A 20,327-nucleotide genomic window follows, 5' to 3' on the forward strand; every position below is an offset into this window, starting at 1 on the left:
GAGTTTTAATTGTTAATTAACAACCGTTCGGAACCCTCTTGCGAGGTGTTTAGAAAATGGGAAAGACCTGTTCCACCGAACGGGTGGAACAGGTCTATTAGAAGACTGAGAGTCAATTATTTGACTTCAACTTCCGCTCCTGCATCTGAAAGCTGTTGCTTCAATGCATTGGCTTCGTCTTTAGATACACCTTCTTTTACTGGTTTTGGTGCGCCATCAACGAGGTCTTTTGCTTCTTTCAGTCCAAGACCGGTAAGGTCTTTTACCAATTTCACGATTGCAAGTTTATTTGCACCTGCAGCTTTCAGAATCACATCAAAAGATGTTTTTTCTTCAGCGACTTCGGCACCACCACCTGCTCCGGGAGCAGCAACTGCAACAGCTGCAGCAGCGGGTTCAATACCATATTCGTCTTTCAGGATAGTTGCAAGTTCCTGAACTTCTTTCACTGTAAGATTTACGAGTTGTTCAGCGAATGCTTTCAAATCTGCCATTTTATTGATTTTTTAAGGAGTTACTTGATGATTTTTTTTGATGAATACTTTTGGAATTTTTCCCACGTAGCTGTTATGCCCTTCGGCTTAAGCGGCACGCTCTTCCAGGGTTTTGAGGATACCGGCAATCTTTGCACCCTGACCTTTGAGGCCGGAGATAACAGATTTTGCAGGTGACTGAAGGAGTCCGATAACATCGCCGATGAGTTCGTTTTTGGACTTCAGTGATGCGAGTGCATCGAGCTGATTGTCGCCAACGTAAATTCCACCGTCGATATAAGCGCTCTTCAATGCAGGTTTAGTGGCATCTTTACCGCTTTCTTTGCGGAAATCCTTGATCATTTTAGCAGGAAGACTGGCTGATTCAGATGCCATGATAGCGGATGAACCTTTCAGTGTAGGGATCAACTGGCTGAAATCGCCTTCGATCTTTTCCAATGCTTTTTTAATCAGAGAATTTTTTGCCACCTTCAGCTGCACTTGCTTATTAAAGCAATGACGACGCAGCTTGGAGGTTTTTTCTGAGTTCAGGGTTTCTATATCGGTGATATAAAAATTACTGTATTGACTCAGTGTTCCCACCAATTCATCGATGATCTTGTTTTTTTCTTCTCTTGTCATGTGACGAATTCGTGTTAGATGTTTTACCCGGCAACATTTTTCGCATCAATGCGAATGCCCGGGCTCATCGTACTGCTTAAGGAAATACTTCTGAGGTAAGTTCCTTTTGCGGCAGATGGTTTGAGCTTTACGATGGTCTGAAGCAATTCATGAGCGTTATCGTACAACTTAGCAGCATCGAAAGACACCTTGCCGATAGAGGCATGGATGATTCCGGTTTTATCTACTTTGAAGTCGATTTTACCCGCTTTCACTTCCTTAACCGCTTTGCCGACATCGTTTGTAACGGTACCGGTTTTAGGGTTAGGCATGAGATTTCGGGGGCCCAGGATTTTACCCAGTTTACCCACTTTTGCCATTACGCCTGGCATGGTGATCACGATATCCACATCTGTCCAACCGCCTTCGATTTTCTGGATGTAATCATCAAGACCCACATGGTCAGCGCCGGCATCACGAGCTTCCTGCTCTTTGTCAGGAGTGCACAATACCAACACGCGAACGGTTTTACCGGTTCCGTGTGGCAGGGTAACGATACCACGTACCATTTGATTGGCTTTACGCGGATCTACTCCCAGTCGTACACTCAGGTCAACTGATTCATCAAACTTGGTGAAGGATACTTGCTTCACAAGTTTGGTGGCATCTTGCAGGTTGTAGGCTTTGTCAGCGTCTACTTTCGCATAAGCTACCTTTTGGTTCTTCGTTAACTTAGCCATTTGGTGATTCTGAGTTTATTAATTGTTTTGGTACCGGATCACGGGAAGCAGCTAGCGATTCCCGGTACCGCGATCAGACTTACTACTCCCAGGGAGCGGTTCCTTCTACATTAATACCTGCACTACGTGCCGATCCTGCAATCATTTTCATAGCAGATTCGATAGTGAAGCAGTTCATGTCAACCATTTTCCCTTCGGCAATGGTACGGACCTGATCCCAGGTTACAGTTCCAACTTTTTTACGGTTAGATTCAGCTGAACCTTTTTGAATTTTAGCCACCTCCATCAGCTGTATGAATGCTGGAGGGGTTTTGATGATAAAGTCAAATGACTTATCCGTGTATACAGTGATAATTACCGGCAGTATCTGCCCTGCTTTGTCCTGCGTGCGTCCGTTGAACTGCTTGCAGAACTCCATGATATTAACCCCTTTCGCACCGAGAGCCGGTCCGATTGGTGGTGCAGGATTTGCAGCGCCGCCTTTCACCTGTAATTTGATCAGTGCGCCTATTTCTTTTGCCATTAGTTCTGTTTTTATTACTCGGTACCTATGTCTTAGAGGAGAAGATTCATCAGCGCCGGAGTGGAAGCTAACCGGCAATGACTTCAGACAATCAGTTTACGATTCTTTTTCTACTTGCATGTAACTTAATTCAAGCGGTGTTTTACGCCCGAAGATTTTCACCATCACTTTCAGTTTCTTTTTCTCTTCGTTCACTTCTTCAATCACTCCTGAGAAACTGTTAAAGGGTCCGTCGGTCACTTTCACCGTTTCACCCACTACAAAAGGTATGTTGATTACCTCTTCACTATCGTGGAGTTCATCCACTTTTCCGAGAATTCTGTTCACTTCCGTTTGCCGGAGTGGTGTTGGAGCTTCGCCTTTTGGGCCAAGGAATCCGATTACACCGGTAGTATTTTGAATGATATGTGGAATTTCACCTATCAGATCTGCTTCTATCAATACATAACCCGGAAGATGGGCTCTTTCCTTACTTACTTTTTTACCATCTTTTATCTGGTAAAACTTCTCCATGGGTATGAGCACCTGTGATACATAGTCCTGAAGGCCGGTACGAACAATTTCACTTTCGATATATTGTTTTACCTTTTTCTCCTTTCCGCTGATGGCACGGATGACATACCATTTCTTATTGCCGGTTGTCGTCTCTGTCATGACTTAATGAGTTAAGCGAAGAGATTATAAACAACATTCAATGCTCCCTGGAACAGAAAATCAATAAAGAAAATCACAAAGCCAAATATCAGCGTGGCGACAAGCACCACTATGGCACTACTCTGCAATTCATTCTAGGTAGGCCATGAAACCTTATTCATCAGTTCGTTGTAAGAATCCTGAATATATAATTTGATCTTTTCCATGATGACAATGTGATAAGTAATCTTTACTGTTTTAATGTGCACGGGTGGAGAGACTCGAACTCCCAGCCAATGGTTTTGGAGACCACTACTCTACCAATTGAGCTACACCCGTAATTGATATGGTGTTTATTTATTTTTATCCGCCTTCCGGCTGCTTGCTGCTGGCTACTTGCTTCTTGCTTCTCGCTGCTTGCTTTGGGGCTACCAGCTTCCAGCTACCGGCTACCGGCAGTTTGCTTTGGCAATTGGTTTTCGGCTTTTAGGATTCCGGTTTTGAGAATTGGCTTTCGAAGTTTATGCATTGGGTTTTACACCAAAATTCATTCATTCAACTATTCCTATAAACTTAGAACCTTAAACCTTAAACCTTGGACTTTAAACCCTGAACTTTAAACCTCAAACCTCGAACTTTAAACCTCAAACTTTAAACCTTAAACCTCAAACTTTAAACCTTAAACCTTGAACTTTAAACCTTGAACCTTGAACTTTAAACCTTGAACCTTGAACTTTAAACCTTAAACTTTATAAACAGGTGCGTCCCAACCGTATGGCCGGGACGAACACCTGTCAATTTTATACTCTACTATTCGAGAATTTCAGTTACCTGACCGGCACCAACGGTACGTCCACCTTCGCGGATAGCGAAACGGAGACCTTTATCCATAGCGATCGGTTGAATCAATTCAACAGTGATCGTTACGTTATCGCCCGGCATTACCATCTCACGTCCTTCAGGAAGTGTGATTTCACCGGTTACGTCAGTTGTACGGAAGTAGAATTGAGGGCGGTATTTATTGTGGAAAGGAGTGTGACGACCACCTTCTTCCTTCTTCAATACATAGATTTCCGCTTTGAATTTAGCATGAGGCTTAATAGAACCGGGTTTAGCGATTACCATTCCGCGACGGATATCGGTTTTCTCGATACCACGCAGGAGCAAACCCACGTTATCACCGGCTTCACCACGGTCAAGAATCTTACGGAACATCTCCACACCTGTAACAGTAGAAGTCAATTTCTCCAGATTGCATACCGATGATTTCAACGGAATCATTAGAGTTGATAACACCACGCTCGATACGACCTGTAGCAACAGTACCACGACCTGTGATAGAGAACACGTCCTCGATCGGCATCAGGAATGGTTTGTCAACTTCACGCGGAGGCAGCGGAATGAAAGTATCTACTGCTTCCATGAGTTCCATAATTTTTGGTACCCAATTCGCATCCAGATTCAATCCACCCAAAGCCGAACCACGAATGATAGGTGTATTATCACCATCATAATCATAGAACGAAAGCAGTTCACGGATTTCCATTTCAACGAGGTCTAACAATTCAGGATCGTCAACCGCATCTACTTTGTTCATGAACACCACAATTTTAGGAACACCTACCTGGCGCGCCAGCAGGATATGCTCGCGAGTCTGAGGCATAGGACCGTCAGTTGCAGCAACCACAAGAATGGCTCCATCCATCTGGGCAGCACCTGTAACCATGTTCTTCACGTAGTCGGCGTGACCTGGACAGTCGACGTGCGCATAGTGACGGTTCATGGTCTGATATTCGACGTGTGCAGTATTAATGGTGATACCACGCTCTTTTTCTTCTGGAGCGTTATCGATAGAGGAGAAATCCCTCTTCTCGGCCAAACCTTGCTGTGACAGCACGTTTGTAATTGCAGCAGTAAGAGTGGTCTTACCGTGGTCAACGTGACCAATGGTTCCAATGTTTACGTGTGGCTTGGAACGATCAAATTTCTCTTTAGCCATTTTATGAAGGTGTTATTTATTGTGTTAATGTTAATTTTAATTGAGCCAATGACCAGAATCGAACTGGTGACCTCATCCTTACCATGGATGTGCTCTACCGACTGAGCTACATTGGCGGGTATTAAAGAACGTTGTTGATTCCTTTCCTCGGGGTTAATTTCCTCTGTTCAGGGTTTTATCCGCCTTTCCGACCCGCCGGCAATCTGATTTTTACGGGGCGTGAAGTTACAAATTAATACAATGCCTCAGGCATCACATTTAAATTCTTTTAACTTCTGCTGATTTTCTCCGGCAAACCGGTTATTTCAGCTTTTATCCCTACTCGTTTAGCTTTCGCTGCACTTTTTCTCTTAATTGAGCGGAAGACGAGGCTCGAACTCGCTACCCTCAGCTTGGAAGGCTGATGCTCTACCAAATGAGCTACTTCCGCTTATTTCTGATCCTCTTTTCAAAGCCAATAATCCGGCTTTTCAGGGAGTGTCTCTTCCGCAGATGTGGGGACGGAAGACGAATTTTCTACTTCAAAGAACCTTGTGGGGAGAGAAGGATTCGAACCTTCGAACTCCGAAGAGGACAGATTTACAGTCTGTTGCCGTTGGCCACTTGGCTATCTCCCCGATCATCACAAACACCCCGGACCCTGAGGTGTCCTTTTCACCGGAAGGAGATTTTTCAACTCCACCCAGACGATTCAAACTTGAGCCGATGGAGGGATTCGAACCCCCGACCTACTGATTACAAATCAGTAGCTCTGACCAGCTGAGCTACATCGGCTTGAATATCAATTCACTACAAGACAATCCCCAAAATGGGACTGCAAATTTAGTAAATTCTTTATTTCAAACAAGCGGAAGCACTTAAATTATTGAAAAGAATTGAAAAAAAATGCTTTTTTACTCTTCCCCTGCCTTTCCGGTAAAAGATAGCGGGGATAAAAGTTAAACATGCCCTATTTCAGACCTCTTAATGAAAATTTAAAAGCCCGCTTAAATAAGCAGGCTTTTCGTTTCTATATGGAAAAGGAATCAACTTCCTCTTTGCTTTTCTTTATGCTTTGTAATTTGCTTTCGAAGTGCTTCCACAGCATTATCCGTAGCTTCTTCAAATGTTTTACATTGTTCACGGGCAAACATCGTTTTTCCCGGGGCTGATATTTTAATTTCTGCAATCTTATTGCCTTTATCGTCCGATTTATCCAGTCGCAAGTAGACTTCGCTTTCAATAATCGCTTCATAAAACTGCGTCAGCTTGTCCACTTTTTCTTCTACGAATTGCAGGAGTTTCCGATCGGCAGTAAAATGGATGGATTGAACTTTCACTTTCATAATTTTTAGTTTTTAATGAGTTATGCTTTGGGGAAGGCTTGTTTATAAATTTCCTTCAGTTTTTCTATGGAATTATGGGTGTACACCTGTGTGGCGGCGAGACTACTATGACCAAGAAGTTCTTTAATGGCATTGATATCGGCACCGTGATTGAGCATGGCTGTAGCAAAACTATGCCTTAAAACATGCGGACTTCTTTTTTCACCTGTAGAAACTCGGCTGATGCTGCTTTTCACCAGTCGGTAAACGAATCCGGGATACATTTGGTTACCTTTATTTTCGACGAAGAAATAAGGGTGATCTGTATGGTGTTCGAGCATAAATTTCTGTCGCTCTTCCAGATATTCAGTAAGGATTTGCCTGAAATTATTTGTGATGGGAATTTGTCGGATCTTATTTCTCTTACCCAGCACCGTTATAGTCAAATTATAGAGATTCACATCACTTACTTTTAACCCGATCAATTCAGAGAGACGCACGCCGGTTCTGTAAAAAAAATCCATGATGAGCAGATTTCGCAGATTCTCGAAACCAGCTTCCAGTTGAGCATCTAAGTCGAAAAGCTTTGCCATGCGTGGCTCATCTACATATTCCGGTAATTTCTTCTTTGTTTTAGGAGCCATTACTTTAATCATCGGACTTCGCTCCAGACGACCGGTCTTCACCATAAACCGATAGAATGTCCGCAGAGTGGTAATTTTTCTATTCACAGACCGCGGATCCAGACCAGCTTCCATGAGTGAAACGATCCAGGATCGAATAATAAAATGACTGGATTGAGTGAGGTCGATGAGCTGATATTGGATACCGAGATAATCAGCATATTGCTTTAAATCGTTTTCATAAGCAATGACAGTATGCTCTGAAGAACGCTTTTCAAAGCGCAAATAATTAATAAAACGTTCGTGGTCGGTCACATTAACGAGGTTACTTTCTATTTAAACTCGAAAAATCAAATTTATTGTATGCTAAAGATACATCTAAACGGATTCAAAAATCTGAAAATTGAAAAAATAAAAATCCGGGCTCGTTTGAAACCCGGATCAACTAATATAAGGATGGTAAGAAGGGGTATTAAACCTCTACCGCAGCTTGCAGATGATTCTTGTAAATCGCCTTTTTAATTTCCGTACGACGTGTAATAGAAGGCTTCTCAAATGCCTGACGTGCACGCAATTGCTTTACAGTACCGGTTTTCTCAAACTTCTTCTTGTACTTTTTAAGCGCCTTGTCGATTGTTTCGTTTTCTTTGATTGGAACGATGATCATGATAATTTTATAAGTGGGTTGCAAAGATACATATGGTTTTGGTTAAAACAATAGATTTTTCGAATTTTTCGTCTCTTTTCAAAAAAAGACAATAACGGAATTAATGATTTGATTATAAGACAAATAGATTTATAAACTAATTATATTGAAACATCTTTTTCAGTTCAACTAAAGTTAACTCATAATCACTTTCCAGTTGCATGCATAGCCCTTGTAAACCATTCGTTTCAAGATTTCTCCCCTTTTTCTCGATCTCTTTACACACTTCGGCCATACGTGCGGCACCGATATTCAAACTCGTTCCTTTCAGTTTATGTGCAGTTTTCCACATTCCGGTAAAATCCCCTCTGTCAAGGAAATTACAAATCTCACCAATATTCTCGGGTGCCTGCTTCATAAACATCTCCAGTACTTGCTGCAGAAAGCCGGGATCTGTTTGTTCACCGATTTTTAAAAGACGTTGAATGGATGTTGTATCCAGCAATTCCTTTTCAGTACTTTTTACTGATGTTTTAACTTGTTCTGTTTTCTGTTTCATTTCCTGAATTTTATCCGGGGTCCACTTTAATAACATTTGTTCCATATCGTCCAAAATGATTGGTTTGGATACATAATCATCCATCCCTGCTTCTTTACAGGCATCCTTATCATCCTTACCCGCAAAAGCGGTCATGGCAATGATGACGGGTTGACGTACAGGAGAAATATCCGCTCTGATCATCCGGGTGGCGTAGAGGCCATCCCATTCTGGCATTTGTACATCCATAAATACCAGATCAAAATCTTTCTCCTTAATCAAATCATAAGCCTTCTTTCCATCTGCTACTGACTCTATGGAATATCCCAATCGCTCAAATAATTTTCGGGCAAGAAGCCGGTTGATATCGTTATCATCTACCAATAGAATTCGGGCAGGGTATTTCAAAGCGAAATCTGCAGTTGATTCACTGAAAGCCGATTTCGGCATTGGTAATGCCTGCGCTTTCGCCGTTTCAATTTCAACAGGCTTTGTGGCGATCGCTGAACTGATATTAAAATAAAACGTGCTTCCTTCTCCCGGACGGCTCTCCACCCATATTTCACCACCCATTAAATTAACAAGGGTTTTACATATGGTTAAGCCAAGACCTGTACCCCCATACTTTCTATAAGTAGATGGATCGGCCTGCGTAAATGCAGTGAAAAGATTCTCCGCCTGATCTGCTTCAATGCCCACACCGGTATCTTTCACTGCAAATTCAATCACTTGCCGGTCTTCTGTTTCCTCTGATTTCTTAATCAAAATGCTTACACTACCCTTCTCTGTAAATTTTAAAGAATTCCCGACAAGATTCATCAAGACCTGCCGGAGTCGGGCTTTATCCCCATAAATGACGGCAGGCAAACCTTCCGCCAATTCTATCTTCAAGTCTATCCCCTTCTCCTTCGCCTTACCGGATAAAATCGTCATCGTTTCTTTTGCCACATCCTCCACATGAAAAGGAGCGATTTCCAACTGCATCTTATTGGCTTCGATCTTTGAAAAATCAAGAATATCAGAAATCACCTGCAACAATGCTTCACCACTGAGCCGAATAATATCCACAAACTCCTTTTGCTGATGATCCAGATGCGTATTGTTAAGCAACTCAGAAATACCGATCAGACCATTCAATGGTGTCCGGATTTCATGGCTCATCACAGCTAAAAACTCCGACTTCGCCAGCGTAGCCTGTTCGGCATTATCCCTCGCCTCCCGCAAAGCTTCTTCCTGCTTCAGCCGTTCGGTGATATCCCTTCCGGCATAGGTGATACCCGTTATCAACCCTTCCTCATCCCGCACCGGATAGAGCAAGGCTTCATACACCTGAGTGAGTCCGGATTCATTCTTAAAATCTTCTCTGTAATTTAAGGTTTTCCCTTGTAAAACAGACCTGAACCGCTCCCGGAAAACCTTTCTTTCTTCCTGTGGAAGTTGTTCCTCAAACAGCATACCCTCTGTGAGATGAACAGCCCGGTTCAGGAAAAACAAATCCTTATAGCGGCTATTCAGCACCGTTATCTTGCCCAATGCATCGAGTGAAAAAACAGTCTCTCCGGTATTTTCTACCAATGCCCGCAGGTTTTCGCGGTTTCGCATCAATACCTGTTGGGCTTCACGTGCGCTGCTGTTATCAATAGCCGTAATAATCACTGACTGACGAGAAGGCATTCCTGCAGCCAATAATTCCAGTGATGCAGGCTTACCATCCTTGCGAATGATAATCCTCTCCGTACGTGAAACATTATTCCTTCCATCGGCAAGGCCTGCAAACCAATCTTCATGCAACATCGACTGAGATGGATGGATAAGCTGATCGAAACCCAGCGTTTTTAATTCCTCAATGCTGTAACCGGTAAGAAGGGAAAACGCCTCATTCGATTCCATTATGCTTTGATCAGCATGAACAAAAGCAATCGCCTCAGTAGCAGAAGAAAGATGTTGAACAGATAAGCCCATCTCCGGCAAATCCGAAAACTCACGTTTATTATTCTCTGTCAACGAAGCAGACTCCGGTGCTGTAATGATTTCCGGAACATTCATCTGCAACTTTTGGGTAGTTTCAATCGCAGCTGTTTCCACCTGATGTTGCATGGGTATGGCCATCACCAGCGGTTCCATAAATCTGCAAAATAAATTCCCTTCGCTCACCCTGTTGATACTGACAGACATTTTGAAATTTCTACCACTCAGACTTCTGCAAACAAGGGTTTTATTCACGAAAGTATTATTGTCAATTGCATTCAGTAGCAATGAAACCTCATCCTCTGAAAGCTCTTCTTCAAAAAGCTTATCGAAACTGAGCTTATTCAGAAACTGCTCCCGGAAAATGCCAAAAAGATTCATCGCCTTTTGATTGGCCTTGATCGTTCGAAGCGTTATCCCATCAATAATTAACCAGGCTTCAGGTTGCTGATCAAAAAGTGTATTGAATGAAATTTCTTCCTTTTCCTTTTTGTTGGATCTGCCCAATTTAAACCAGAGCACGATCACTAACAGCAACAAAGTGCTACCGGCAATCAAAACTATGGCTAAAAAATAATCGGGGCTCATGTATTCACACTTCTATATCATTTCTTATTCGAAAATCATTCAAAAAAGTTTCACTTTTGGAAAAGTATAATTCTTTGAATATCAATCTCCTAATTTAAACACTAAAACATTAATCACTATTTAGTCACATTATAAAGATCTAAATCCTCTTTCGTTCAATCTGCCAATTTTCTCCATTCTTCTTTGACGAATTCACTCAGTTCATGAATATACGTCTCTGAAAAATCGAACTTCACTCCTGCCCGGTCATAAATTTCACCAATCGAAGAGGTATAACCCATCTTCAAAGCTTCCAGATAATTCTTTATCGTTTCTGATGGGTTTGCCCGATAATTTCTCCACATGGCGATTGCACCTAATTGTGCAAATCCATACTCAATATAATAGAAGGGTACTTCGAAAATATGCAATTGTTTCTGCCATAAAATTGCACGGATATGCTCCTGGCCTTTCCAATCGACCACCTCTCCTGAAAATCGACGGAAAGTATTTACCCATGCTTCACTTCTCTGCTCAGCGTTATGTTGCTGATGTGTGTATATCCAATGCTGAAAGGCATCCACACAAGCGATCCAGGGTAAACCTTTCAGTACATCTTCGAGGTGTTTTCTTTTTGCTTTTTTGAGGTCTTCCGGATTTTCAAAAAAGTGATGCCAGTGTTCCATTGAAATTAACTCCATCGACATCGACGCCAGCTCAGCCACTTCACTGGGAATATTTTTAAAATCGACCAGTTCGAGGGGTTTATCGAGAATGGATTGCACGGCATGACCACCTTCATGAACAATAGTCACCAGATCACGAAGCGTATTGGTTGAATTCATGAAGATAAAAGGCAGTCCGGTTTCATAAAGCGGATAATTATAACCACCCGGAGCCTTCCCTTTCCTTGAATCGAGATCGAGACGTTTTGCCTCCTTCATTTCTCTCATACACTGACCGAGATACGGATCAATTTCCTCGAAGCAGGCAATCGCTTTATCCATTAGTTCCGCTGCAGAAGAAGAAGGCACAAGGGGAGATTGTCCGGGAGGTGCGGCGGCAGTATCCCAGGGTTTCAATACCTCCAGTTTTAAGTCCTTTCTGTGCAGGTCTTCTATTGCTTCATTCAACGGCACGAGGCAAGTGGCTACTGCCTGATGAAACTTCAAACAGTCATCGCTGGTGTAGTCAAAACGACCCAGGTTGGCAAACATATAATCGCGGTAATCAGAGAAGCCTGCATTCTTAGCAATCGCATTTCTCTTAGCAATCAAATCATTCATCAACCCGTCCAGTTTATCTTTATCCTGAAGCCGGCGTGTATAAATTTTCTTATAAATTTCCTCCCGCTTTACGCGATCATCTCTTTCAAGAAAATTAGCTGCTTGCTGAAGGGTAATTTCCTTATCATCCACCATGATGGTCATTGCTCCGGTGATGGCAGAAAATTCCTGCTCCTGTTGTTGCAAATCTGCCAGCAAGGGCACATTCTCTTCTCTAAAAATCTCTACTCTTTTTCTAATTTGACGCAGCATGATCTCATAAGACCTTCCTTTCAACAGTGGCAAAGCCGGACTTTGAAGTAATTTCAGGTCAGTTGCTGGCTCAGAGGAGCAATACGGGGTTGTATCTCCCCGACAAAAAAATTAAAAGCCCTGGCATATTCTTCATTGACTGTATCACAACTCATCCGGATATATCTCCATCCCATATCTTCCTGCAGAAATGCTTCCAATTCACTGCGGTTCTGCAACCAGGTTCTCAAATCATCCGGCTGATCAATATTCCTCTGTAAAAGTTGATCAAAATAAGACTGAATCTGATCCCAATTGCTCACCTCTATTTTAGCGGGAAGAAAACTTCGTTCAACGGACATAGTATTCATAGTGGAATTCATTGTGGCTGTTTTATAAATCAATGCGAAGATAATTGTATTCCTTAGAAAACATCAATGAAATACCTTATGGGCATTTATACTCTCAGCTCTATAAGCTTTAGAGCAAACAAAAGATAAATAAGAATATGGGTTTAATGAAAAAGATAACTCCTCCTAAGGTGAACTCCTGTCTTAATTCCCGTACTTACCATTGCTTAACATCCACTCTTTCCCCTTACCAAATGATGGTTGAAGCAGTCCGCCAAATTCAACATATGATTGCATCAAAGCCAAGAGATGTACGATGCAAAAATGAAACAGATCCGATATCACCTTTTCACTGCCAAATCGGAGAGGTATCTTTTAAGCAAAAATCACTCTGCCGTTTTAGAAGATTTTCTGGCTTTCTTCTTTGGAGCTTCTTCTGTAGCGGCCTCTGCAACCACCTCTTCCTTCTTCTTGACGGCCTTCTTCTTCACCACTTTCTCGGCAACCACCTCTGCGGCAGGCACTTCAGCATCAGCTTCTTTCACCGGCATTTCACCGGCTTCCAGTTTCATTGCTTCTTCCGCTTCCGGAGAACCAACGATATCTTTAACCAGTTTATACCAGATAAACATTTTGCGAATATCAGAAGCGTGCACCCGTTCGTCGTCAAACTCAGGAAGAATTTTCTTCAGAGTTGCTTTTAAATCAGCCGGTTCGGCTTTAGGTGAAATAGAAAGCGCCAGCGCATCCTGCTCCTTCATTTTCTTAAAAACGTCATACAGCGGAATATCATCTTCCATGGTATAAACAGCAATATCCTTTAACATGATTATCCGCTGCATAGAAGAAACGGGAATACGGCGACCATCGGCCAATGACTCTACTACAAAGCCGCTATTCCGCATTTGAGCGACCATCTTAAACAACCCGCTTAATCCGGGAACTGAGATTATTTTATCGAAACTCATATCTTTATATTCAACTGCAAAAATAACATGTTTAATTGATTTTCGTCATTATATTTTATTTTGTAAGTGAATTAGTACGTTTTAACAGTAGAAAAATACAGTTTGTCTAAAAAGAAGGTTTTATAGTATTGATTCTATTAAATTAGCCCTCTCTATTGAACTAAAAACTATGACAAAAAAACTTCTAATGCTCGCGTTTGCTCTTGTTGTATCGCATTCGCTTTCAGCACAGGTAAAGACCTATGAACTTCGGGACTTCTTTAAAAACGCTGAAAAAACCCGATTCCAGATTTCACCGGAAGGAGACCTTTTGTCTTATTTGGCACCATGGAACAACAGAATGAATATTCACATTCAAAAACCAGGAGAAAAGACTGCCACCCGTATTACCAGCCTTACCGATCGTGATATCAGCGGATATTTCTGGAAAAACAACAGTAGCCTGATCTATGTACGTGACTTTGGGGGAGATGAAAACTTCCACTTATTTGTGGCGTCTACAGATGGAAAAACAGAAAAAGATCTTACTCCATTTAAAGAGGTGCGGGTATCAATTGTTGATGATCTCGAAGATTTCCCGAATGAAGTACTCATCCAAATGAACAAGGATAATCCCGAAGTTTTTGATGTGTATCGTCTCAACATTACCACGGGTGATATGAAACAAGTAGCAAAAAATCCGGGAAATATTTCAGGATGGGTAACAGATCATACCGGTGCCATTCGTGCGGCTGTAACGACTGATGGTGTTGAGTCCAGTTTATTGGTACGTGAAAAAGAAACGGATGAATTCAAGGTATTAATGACAACTGATTTCCGGGAATCTGTTTCCCCTCTTTTTTATACATTTGATAATAAGCAACTCTATGCCGCCAGTAATGTAGGAAGGGATAAGCAAGCAATAGTTCGAATAAACACCAGTACCGGTAAAGAAGAAGAATTACTTTTTGAGCACCCCGAAGTGGATGTTTCAGAACTCAGTTTTTCGAGAAAAAGAAAAGTACTTACAAGCATAGGATTTGAGACTGATAAATACGAATATAAATTTCTGGATGTTGAAACTGAAACTATGTACACCAAATTTCAGGAAGAATTGAAAGGTTACCATATTGCAGTGACATCAAAGAACAAAAACGAAGATAAATTTCTGGTTCGAACATACAGTGATCGAAGCCTCGGCGCCTATTATATGTATGATAAGGCGACCGACAAACTCACGAAATTGCATGAAGTAAGTCCGTGGATCAATGAGGATGACATGTGCGAAATGCGTCCGGTAAGTTATGAAGCCCGTGATGGAAAAATTATCCATGGCTATCTGACTATCCCTAAAACCGTAAAAGATCAAACGAAACTTCCTGTAGTGATCAATCCTCATGGTGGACCATGGGCGCGTGATAGCTGGGGTTACAATCCGGAGGTTCAGTTTCTGGCCAACCGTGGCTATGCCGTTTTTCAGATGAACTTCAGAGGAAGTACAGGATATGGCCGTAAGTTTTGGGAATCCTCATTCAAACAATGGGGACAAGCTATGCAGAATGATATATCAGATGGCGTAAAATGGCTGGTGGCTAATGGCATTGCTGACCCGAAAAGAGTGGCAATTTACGGTGCTTCCTACGGGGGATATGCAACGCTGGCAGGCATCACCACTACACCTGACCTATATGCTTGTGCGGTGGACTATGTAGGGGTATCCAATCTCTTCACCTTCATGAAAACCATTCCTCCCTACTGGAAACCCTATTTGGAGATGATGTATACCATGGTCGGCAATCCACAAAATCCGGAAGATTCAGTGATGATGCATCAATACTCCCCGGTTTTTCATGTGGACAAAATAAAATGTCCGCTCTTTATTGCGCAAGGAGCTAAAGATCCACGTGTAAATAAAGATGAGAGTGATCAGGTGGTTGAAGCATTGAAGAAAAACAATATTGAAGTGCAATACCTGGTTAAAGACAATGAAGGCCATGGATTCAGAAACGAAGAAAATAAATTTGAATTTTATGGTGCAATGGAGACCTTTTTAGGGAAACATCTGGCAAAAAAAAGCGATGAACCGCTCTTCAAAAGCACACCCTATGGCAAATAGTTAAGGGTTTCAGGTTCTGCAAATACAATTGACTGAATGCATCAGGTAGAATAATCACATTCATAACCACATCTCTATTATAGAAAAAGCATGTCATCAACCGACATGTTTTTTCTGTTAATAAAAGGATGAAACCATCGTCAAAGCCCAACGGATTTACTGCTAAGTTTGGCTTTGTAAATTGCGAATCATAGAACTATGCGTAAGATAAAAAAAGTGGCTGTATTGGGATCCGGAATCATGGGCTCAAGAATTGCTTGTCATTTTGCAAATATTGGACTGAGTGTACTCCTGCTGGATATCGTCCCCAATGAACTTTTAAAAGAAGAGGAAGCCAAAGGTTTAACACTTCAACATCCGGCGGTACGAAACCGAATCGTGAATGCAGCCCTTGATGCCACATTGAAATCCAATCCGGCTTCCCTATATAAAAAATCATACGCTAGTCGGATAAAAACAGGAAACTTTGAGGATAATCTTCCGGAAATAGAAAGCTGCGATTGGATCATTGAGGCTGTTGTAGAAAAATTAGAAATCAAGAAAAGCATTTTTACAAGTGTCGAAAAATACCGTAAACCCGGCACCTTAATTACTACCAACACTTCCGGCATTCCGATAGCGTTGATGGAGGACGGAAGAAGTGATGATTTTAAAAAACATTTCTGCGGAACGCATTTCTTTAATCCGCCCCGCTATTTACGCCTCCTTGAAATTATTCCGGGAACCAATACCGACAAGGAAATTATTTCCTTCCTCATGGAATACGGTGACCTTTATCTCGGTAAAACCACTGTACTCTGTAAGGACACTCCTGCTTTTATCGCTAACCGCATCGGTGTGTTTGGCATCATGTATCTCTTCCATCTCGTCGAAAAAATGCAATTGGCCATTGAAGATGTTGATAAACTTACCGGGCCGGTTCTGGGAAGACCAAAGTCAGCCACCTTCAGAACCTGTGACGTGGTTGGGCTTGACACACTGGTACATGTTGCGAATGGTTTAAGCGCAGGGTTGAAAGACGATAGTCTGAAAGAATATTTCAAACTTCCCGGTTACATCTCTAAAATGACAGAGAATAAATGGCTGGGCGATAAAACAAAGCAGGGATTTTATAAAAAAGTAAAAGGCGCTGATGGCAAGTCAGAAATTTTAGCGCTGGATCTCAGCAGTCTTGATTACAGGGCGCAAAAGAAAACGAAATTTGCAACACTGGAGTTGACAAAGACGGTAGATGATTTACGCGAAAGAATGAAAATTCTTGTAGCCGGTAAAGATCAGGCCGGTGAATTTTACAGAGCATCCTTCTATGGTTTATTCAGATATGTCTCTGAGAGAATCCCTGAAATTGCCGATGAAGTGTTTCGTATTGATGCCGCGATGGAATCAGGATTCGGCTGGGAGATTGGTCCTTTTGAGAGTTGGGATGTCCTCGGAGTGGAAGGCACACTTAAAGCCATGGAAAAAGCTGATATGAAAGGCGCTCCCTGGGTATATGATATGATCGCCGCCGGCTGTGCTACATTTTATAAAGTGCAAGATGGAAAGAAATGGTATTACGATATTCCATCGAAAGGCTACAAAATTATCCCCGGCCAGGAAGCCTATCTCTACTTACAACCCTTACGTGGAACTAAAACTGTTTGGAGCAATAGCGGTTGCAGCGTTATCGACATCGGTGATGATGTGCTTTGCTGTGAGTTCCGTACTAAAATGAATACAATTGGCGGTGAAGTAGTACAAGGTGTAAATAAAGCGATAGAACTGGCAGAAGAAAATTTTCAGGGATTAGTGATTGGAAATGAAGGACCCAATTTCAGTGCCGGTGCAAATCTGGCGATGGTTTTCATGATGGCCATTGAACAGGAATGGGATGAAATCGATATGGCCATTCGGATGTTTCAAAAAATGAACATGCGGGTACGGTATTCTTCAATTCCGGTAGTGGTTGCACCTTTTGGTTTAAGTCTGGGTGGCGGATGCGAGATGACTTTACATGCCGACAAAGTTCAAGCACATGCAGAACTCTATACAGGTATGGTTGAATTTGGGGTGGGTTTAATTCCCGGAGGCGGTGGTTCTAAAGAATTCGCATTAAGATTATCTGATAGCTTCAAGGAAGGCGATATTGAAATTAATGCTTTGCGCGACCGTTTTCTGACCATTGGACAGGCAAAAGTTTCTACTTCCGCCGCCGAAGCCTTCGATTTGGGGATTCTGAGGCCCGGATTAGATGAAGTTAGCATGAATAAAAGCAGGCTCCTTTCTGATGCCAAGAGTGCTGTTATTGAATTAGCGTCAGCCGGCTACACCCAAAAGTCACCCAGAAAAGATATTAAAGTATTAGGAAAGAGTGGCTTAGGTATTGTTTGGGTAGGTGCAGATACCATGTATTCAGGTCATTATATCAGTGAACACGACCAGAAAATCAGTCAAAAACTCGGATTTATACTTTGTGGAGGGGATTTAAGCAGCCCTACTTTAGTCTCTGAACAGTATTTACTGGATCTGGAAAGGGAAGCATTTCTCTCATTATGTGGGGAAAAGAAGACACTTGAAAGAATTCAATCTATTTTGACCACAGGAAAACCTTTGAGGAATTAAATTAGTTATTACTTTAGCCAAGTAATCCTGACACGTATGAAACGTTGGTGTATCCTGTTGATGTTTCTGTTTGCAATGCCTGTACTTCTTTCAGCGCAAACAGAAGATAAGCCCAAATATGCTCCCGGACGGGAAAAGCATCGTAATAAGACTGATGAGCTTGGTCAAAAGCAGGGGCTATGGCGTACTTATAATTCTTTAGGAGATTTGATCAATGAAGTGGAATATGTCAATGACAGAAGACATGGCATTAGTCGCCGCTTTTATCCTTACGGAAAGATAATGGAAGAAATCGAATATCAAAATGGTATTAAAGAAGGTGTTTACAAGAGATACTTCTATTCCGGTCAGATTAAACAGGAAGGAGAATACATCGCCAATAAGAAGGATGGAAAATGGACGAAGTACTATGAAGATGGTGAAGTAGCCTCCGAGGGACGTTATAAAAACAACAAACGCGATGGCGATTGGAGAACTTTCAACCGCAAAGGTCAACTGATCAACGCCTCTTCCTATAAAGATGGTGTTGACTTGAAAGCAGCGGCGGAAGAAGCCAAAAAAGCAGAAGCCGCGAAGAAGGCGTTGGAAGCAAAAAAAGCTGCTGAAAAGGGAGGTAAGCCGGGTGTTGCTCCGGGAGATTCCACCATGAAAGCAAATGCACCGGTTCCGACACCAACCCCTCCACCTACTCCGGTGGATACGACCAAAAAATAAATACTACTACTTGAAAAAAAATCCCGTCTCTACGGGATTTTTTTTTGCCCTGTTTATAAATTCCTTTTCCGAAAAAAACCAGAGGATAATTTGATGAAATTCTTTCCATAATTTCGCTTTAAAATCATCAAGTATGTCTGAGGCTTATATCATCACCGGATTTCGAACTGCAGTGGGCAAGGCGCCACGAGGAATGTTTCGTTTTACCAGACCTGACGATCTTTCAGTAGCCGTCATTCAAAAAATTTTACAAGAAGTTCCTCAACTTGACAAAGAATTAATTGACGATGTCATTGTAGGCAATGCAACACCCGAGGCGGAACAGGGACTCAATATGGGTCGTATGATTTCATTGATGGGACTCAACACCGATAAAGTCCCGGGGATGACTGTCAATCGTTACTGCGCTTCCGGACTTGAGACCATTGCCATCGCTGCTGCTAAAATTAAAGCCGGACTTGCTGATTGTATCATTGCCGGAGGAGCGGAGTGCATGAGTCCGATTCCTTTTGGGGGATGGAGAATCGTTCCGAATTACGAATTGGCCAAAGTACATCCTGATTATTATTGGGGAATGGGCTTGACTGCGGAAGCTGTTGCCAATGATTTTAAAATTAGCCGTGAGGATCAGGATGCCTTCTCGTTCCGTTCTCATCAAAAAGCAGTGAAAGCCATTAATGATGGAAATTTCAAAAATCAGATCGTTCCATTTACTGTTCGCGAAACGTATCTTGACGAGAATGAAAAAAAGCAAACACGAGAAACCATCGCCGATACGGACGAAGGTGCACGTGCCGATACTTCCATTGAACGATTGGCACAACTGAAACCTGTTTTTGATGCCAAAGGATCCGTGACAGCAGGTAATAGTTCTCAAACCAGTGATGGAGCCGCCTTTGTATTGGTAGTTTCGGAAAAGATGCTCAAGCAGCTCAACATACAGCCCCGTCTGCGTTTTTGTTGGTTATGCCGTAGCAGGAGTAGAACCCAGGATTATGGGTATTGGTCCCGTGAAAGCGATACCTGCCGTTTTGAAACAAACCGGAATGAAGCAAGATGATATTGACCTCATTGAACTGAACGAAGCCTTCGCTTCCCAAAGTCTGGCTATCATCAGAGAGCTGGGCTTAAACGAAGAAAAAGTAAATGTTAACGGAGGTGCGATAGCGTTAGGTCACCCTTTAGGATGTACCGGAGGGAAGTTAACGGTACAAATCATGAATGAACTCGAAGCCCGCAAGAAGAAGTATGGCATGGTGACGATGTGCGTAGGAACCGGGCAGGGAGCTGCTGGGATTTTTGAAAGACTTTAGCCCCGGTCCTGAGGTTTAGATGATCTCTATCACACTCTTTTCCTGTGATAGAAAAACAAACTGCCTTCTTTTGCTATAGTACAGATCTGCTATTATGCATTCCTCCCCTTTCCATCCTGAATCATCTCATCAGA

The 20,327-nt window shown here is 42.2% G+C and carries 13 protein-coding genes, 5 tRNA genes and 4 pseudogenes; 4 read left to right on the forward strand and 18 right to left on the reverse strand.

Annotated features, from left to right (window positions below):
• Positions 1-116: 116 nt before the first annotated feature.
• From rplL to IPJ86_00790, 18 genes and pseudogenes are all read right to left on the reverse strand, one after another.
• A complete protein-coding gene (gene rplL, locus IPJ86_00705) occupies positions 117-494 on the reverse strand; it encodes a 50S ribosomal protein L7/L12 (GenBank protein MBK7885864.1) in 378 nt (125 codons plus the stop codon).
• 87 nt (positions 495-581) lie between these two features.
• Positions 582-1,115: a 50S ribosomal protein L10 gene (locus IPJ86_00710; GenBank protein MBK7885865.1), complete on the reverse strand. Its 534-nt coding sequence runs from the start codon at positions 1,113-1,115 to the stop codon at positions 582-584.
• 23 nt (positions 1,116-1,138) lie between these two features.
• Entirely contained in the window at positions 1,139-1,834 is a 696-nt protein-coding gene (locus IPJ86_00715) for a 50S ribosomal protein L1 (protein ID MBK7885866.1), read from the reverse strand.
• Between the two features lie 82 nt (positions 1,835-1,916).
• Positions 1,917-2,357: a 50S ribosomal protein L11 gene (gene rplK / locus IPJ86_00720; GenBank protein ID MBK7885867.1), complete on the reverse strand. Its 441-nt coding sequence runs from the start codon at positions 2,355-2,357 to the stop codon at positions 1,917-1,919.
• Between the two features lie 96 nt (positions 2,358-2,453).
• Positions 2,454-3,011, reverse strand: a complete 558-nt coding sequence (gene nusG, locus IPJ86_00725; GenBank protein ID MBK7885868.1) for a transcription termination/antitermination factor NusG — start codon at positions 3,009-3,011, stop codon at positions 2,454-2,456.
• Between the two features lie 11 nt (positions 3,012-3,022).
• Positions 3,023-3,217: pseudogene (secE, locus tag IPJ86_00730) on the reverse strand (preprotein translocase subunit SecE).
• A 39-nt stretch (positions 3,218-3,256) separates the two neighbouring features.
• Positions 3,257-3,329 (reverse strand) — tRNA-Trp (locus tag IPJ86_00735).
• Between the two features lie 471 nt (positions 3,330-3,800).
• Positions 3,801-4,989, reverse strand: a pseudogene (tuf, locus tag IPJ86_00740) (elongation factor Tu).
• A gap of 43 nt (positions 4,990-5,032) precedes the next feature.
• Positions 5,033-5,105: transfer RNA gene (locus IPJ86_00745), tRNA-Thr, on the reverse strand.
• 241 nt (positions 5,106-5,346) lie between these two features.
• A tRNA-Gly gene (locus IPJ86_00750) sits at positions 5,347-5,419 on the reverse strand.
• A 104-nt stretch (positions 5,420-5,523) separates the two neighbouring features.
• Positions 5,524-5,606, reverse strand: a tRNA-Tyr gene (locus IPJ86_00755).
• 83 nt (positions 5,607-5,689) lie between these two features.
• Positions 5,690-5,763: transfer RNA gene (locus IPJ86_00760), tRNA-Thr, on the reverse strand.
• 251 nt (positions 5,764-6,014) lie between these two features.
• Positions 6,015-6,314: a ribosome-associated translation inhibitor RaiA gene (gene raiA / locus IPJ86_00765; protein ID MBK7885869.1), complete on the reverse strand. Its 300-nt coding sequence runs from the start codon at positions 6,312-6,314 to the stop codon at positions 6,015-6,017.
• A gap of 20 nt (positions 6,315-6,334) precedes the next feature.
• Positions 6,335-7,231 carry a tyrosine-type recombinase/integrase gene (locus IPJ86_00770; GenBank protein MBK7885870.1) on the reverse strand — a complete coding sequence of 299 codons (897 nt, stop codon included), beginning with the start codon at positions 7,229-7,231 and terminating at the stop codon, positions 6,335-6,337.
• Positions 7,232-7,388: 157 nt separating this feature from the next.
• On the reverse strand, positions 7,389-7,583 hold the full coding sequence (locus IPJ86_00775) for a 30S ribosomal protein S21 (GenBank protein ID MBK7885871.1): 195 nt from the start codon (positions 7,581-7,583) through the stop codon (positions 7,389-7,391).
• Positions 7,584-7,719: 136 nt separating this feature from the next.
• A complete protein-coding gene (locus IPJ86_00780) occupies positions 7,720-10,656 on the reverse strand; it encodes a PAS domain S-box protein (GenBank protein MBK7885872.1) in 2,937 nt (978 codons plus the stop codon).
• Between the two features lie 155 nt (positions 10,657-10,811).
• A pseudogene (locus IPJ86_00785) lies at positions 10,812-12,523 on the reverse strand (M3 family oligoendopeptidase).
• 365 nt (positions 12,524-12,888) lie between these two features.
• Positions 12,889-13,470 carry a DUF5606 domain-containing protein gene (locus IPJ86_00790; GenBank protein ID MBK7885873.1) on the reverse strand — a complete coding sequence of 194 codons (582 nt, stop codon included), beginning with the start codon at positions 13,468-13,470 and terminating at the stop codon, positions 12,889-12,891.
• Positions 13,471-13,639: 169 nt separating this feature from the next.
• Here IPJ86_00790 and IPJ86_00795 point away from each other — a divergent pair, with 169 nt between their 5' ends.
• The 4 genes and pseudogenes from IPJ86_00795 to IPJ86_00810 all read left to right on the forward strand — a co-directional run bounded on the left by IPJ86_00795 (position 13,640) and on the right by IPJ86_00810 (position 20,193).
• Positions 13,640-15,565 (forward strand): S9 family peptidase, encoded by a 1,926-nt coding sequence (locus tag IPJ86_00795; protein MBK7885874.1) that lies wholly within the window; start codon positions 13,640-13,642, stop codon positions 15,563-15,565.
• A 198-nt stretch (positions 15,566-15,763) separates the two neighbouring features.
• On the forward strand, positions 15,764-18,166 hold the full coding sequence (locus IPJ86_00800; protein ID MBK7885875.1) for a 3-hydroxyacyl-CoA dehydrogenase/enoyl-CoA hydratase family protein: 2,403 nt from the start codon (positions 15,764-15,766) through the stop codon (positions 18,164-18,166).
• A gap of 36 nt (positions 18,167-18,202) precedes the next feature.
• The gene (locus IPJ86_00805; GenBank protein ID MBK7885876.1) at positions 18,203-18,880 is read left to right on the forward strand and encodes a toxin-antitoxin system YwqK family antitoxin; all 678 of its coding nucleotides are present in this window, start codon (positions 18,203-18,205) and stop codon (positions 18,878-18,880) included.
• Between the two features lie 133 nt (positions 18,881-19,013).
• Positions 19,014-20,193, forward strand: a pseudogene (locus tag IPJ86_00810) (acetyl-CoA C-acyltransferase).
• The last annotated feature ends 134 nt before the right edge of the window (positions 20,194-20,327 follow it).

This window comes from Bacteroidota bacterium (genome assembly GCA_016713925.1).
GTDB lineage: Bacteria > Bacteroidota > Bacteroidia > AKYH767-A > OLB10 > JAJTFW01.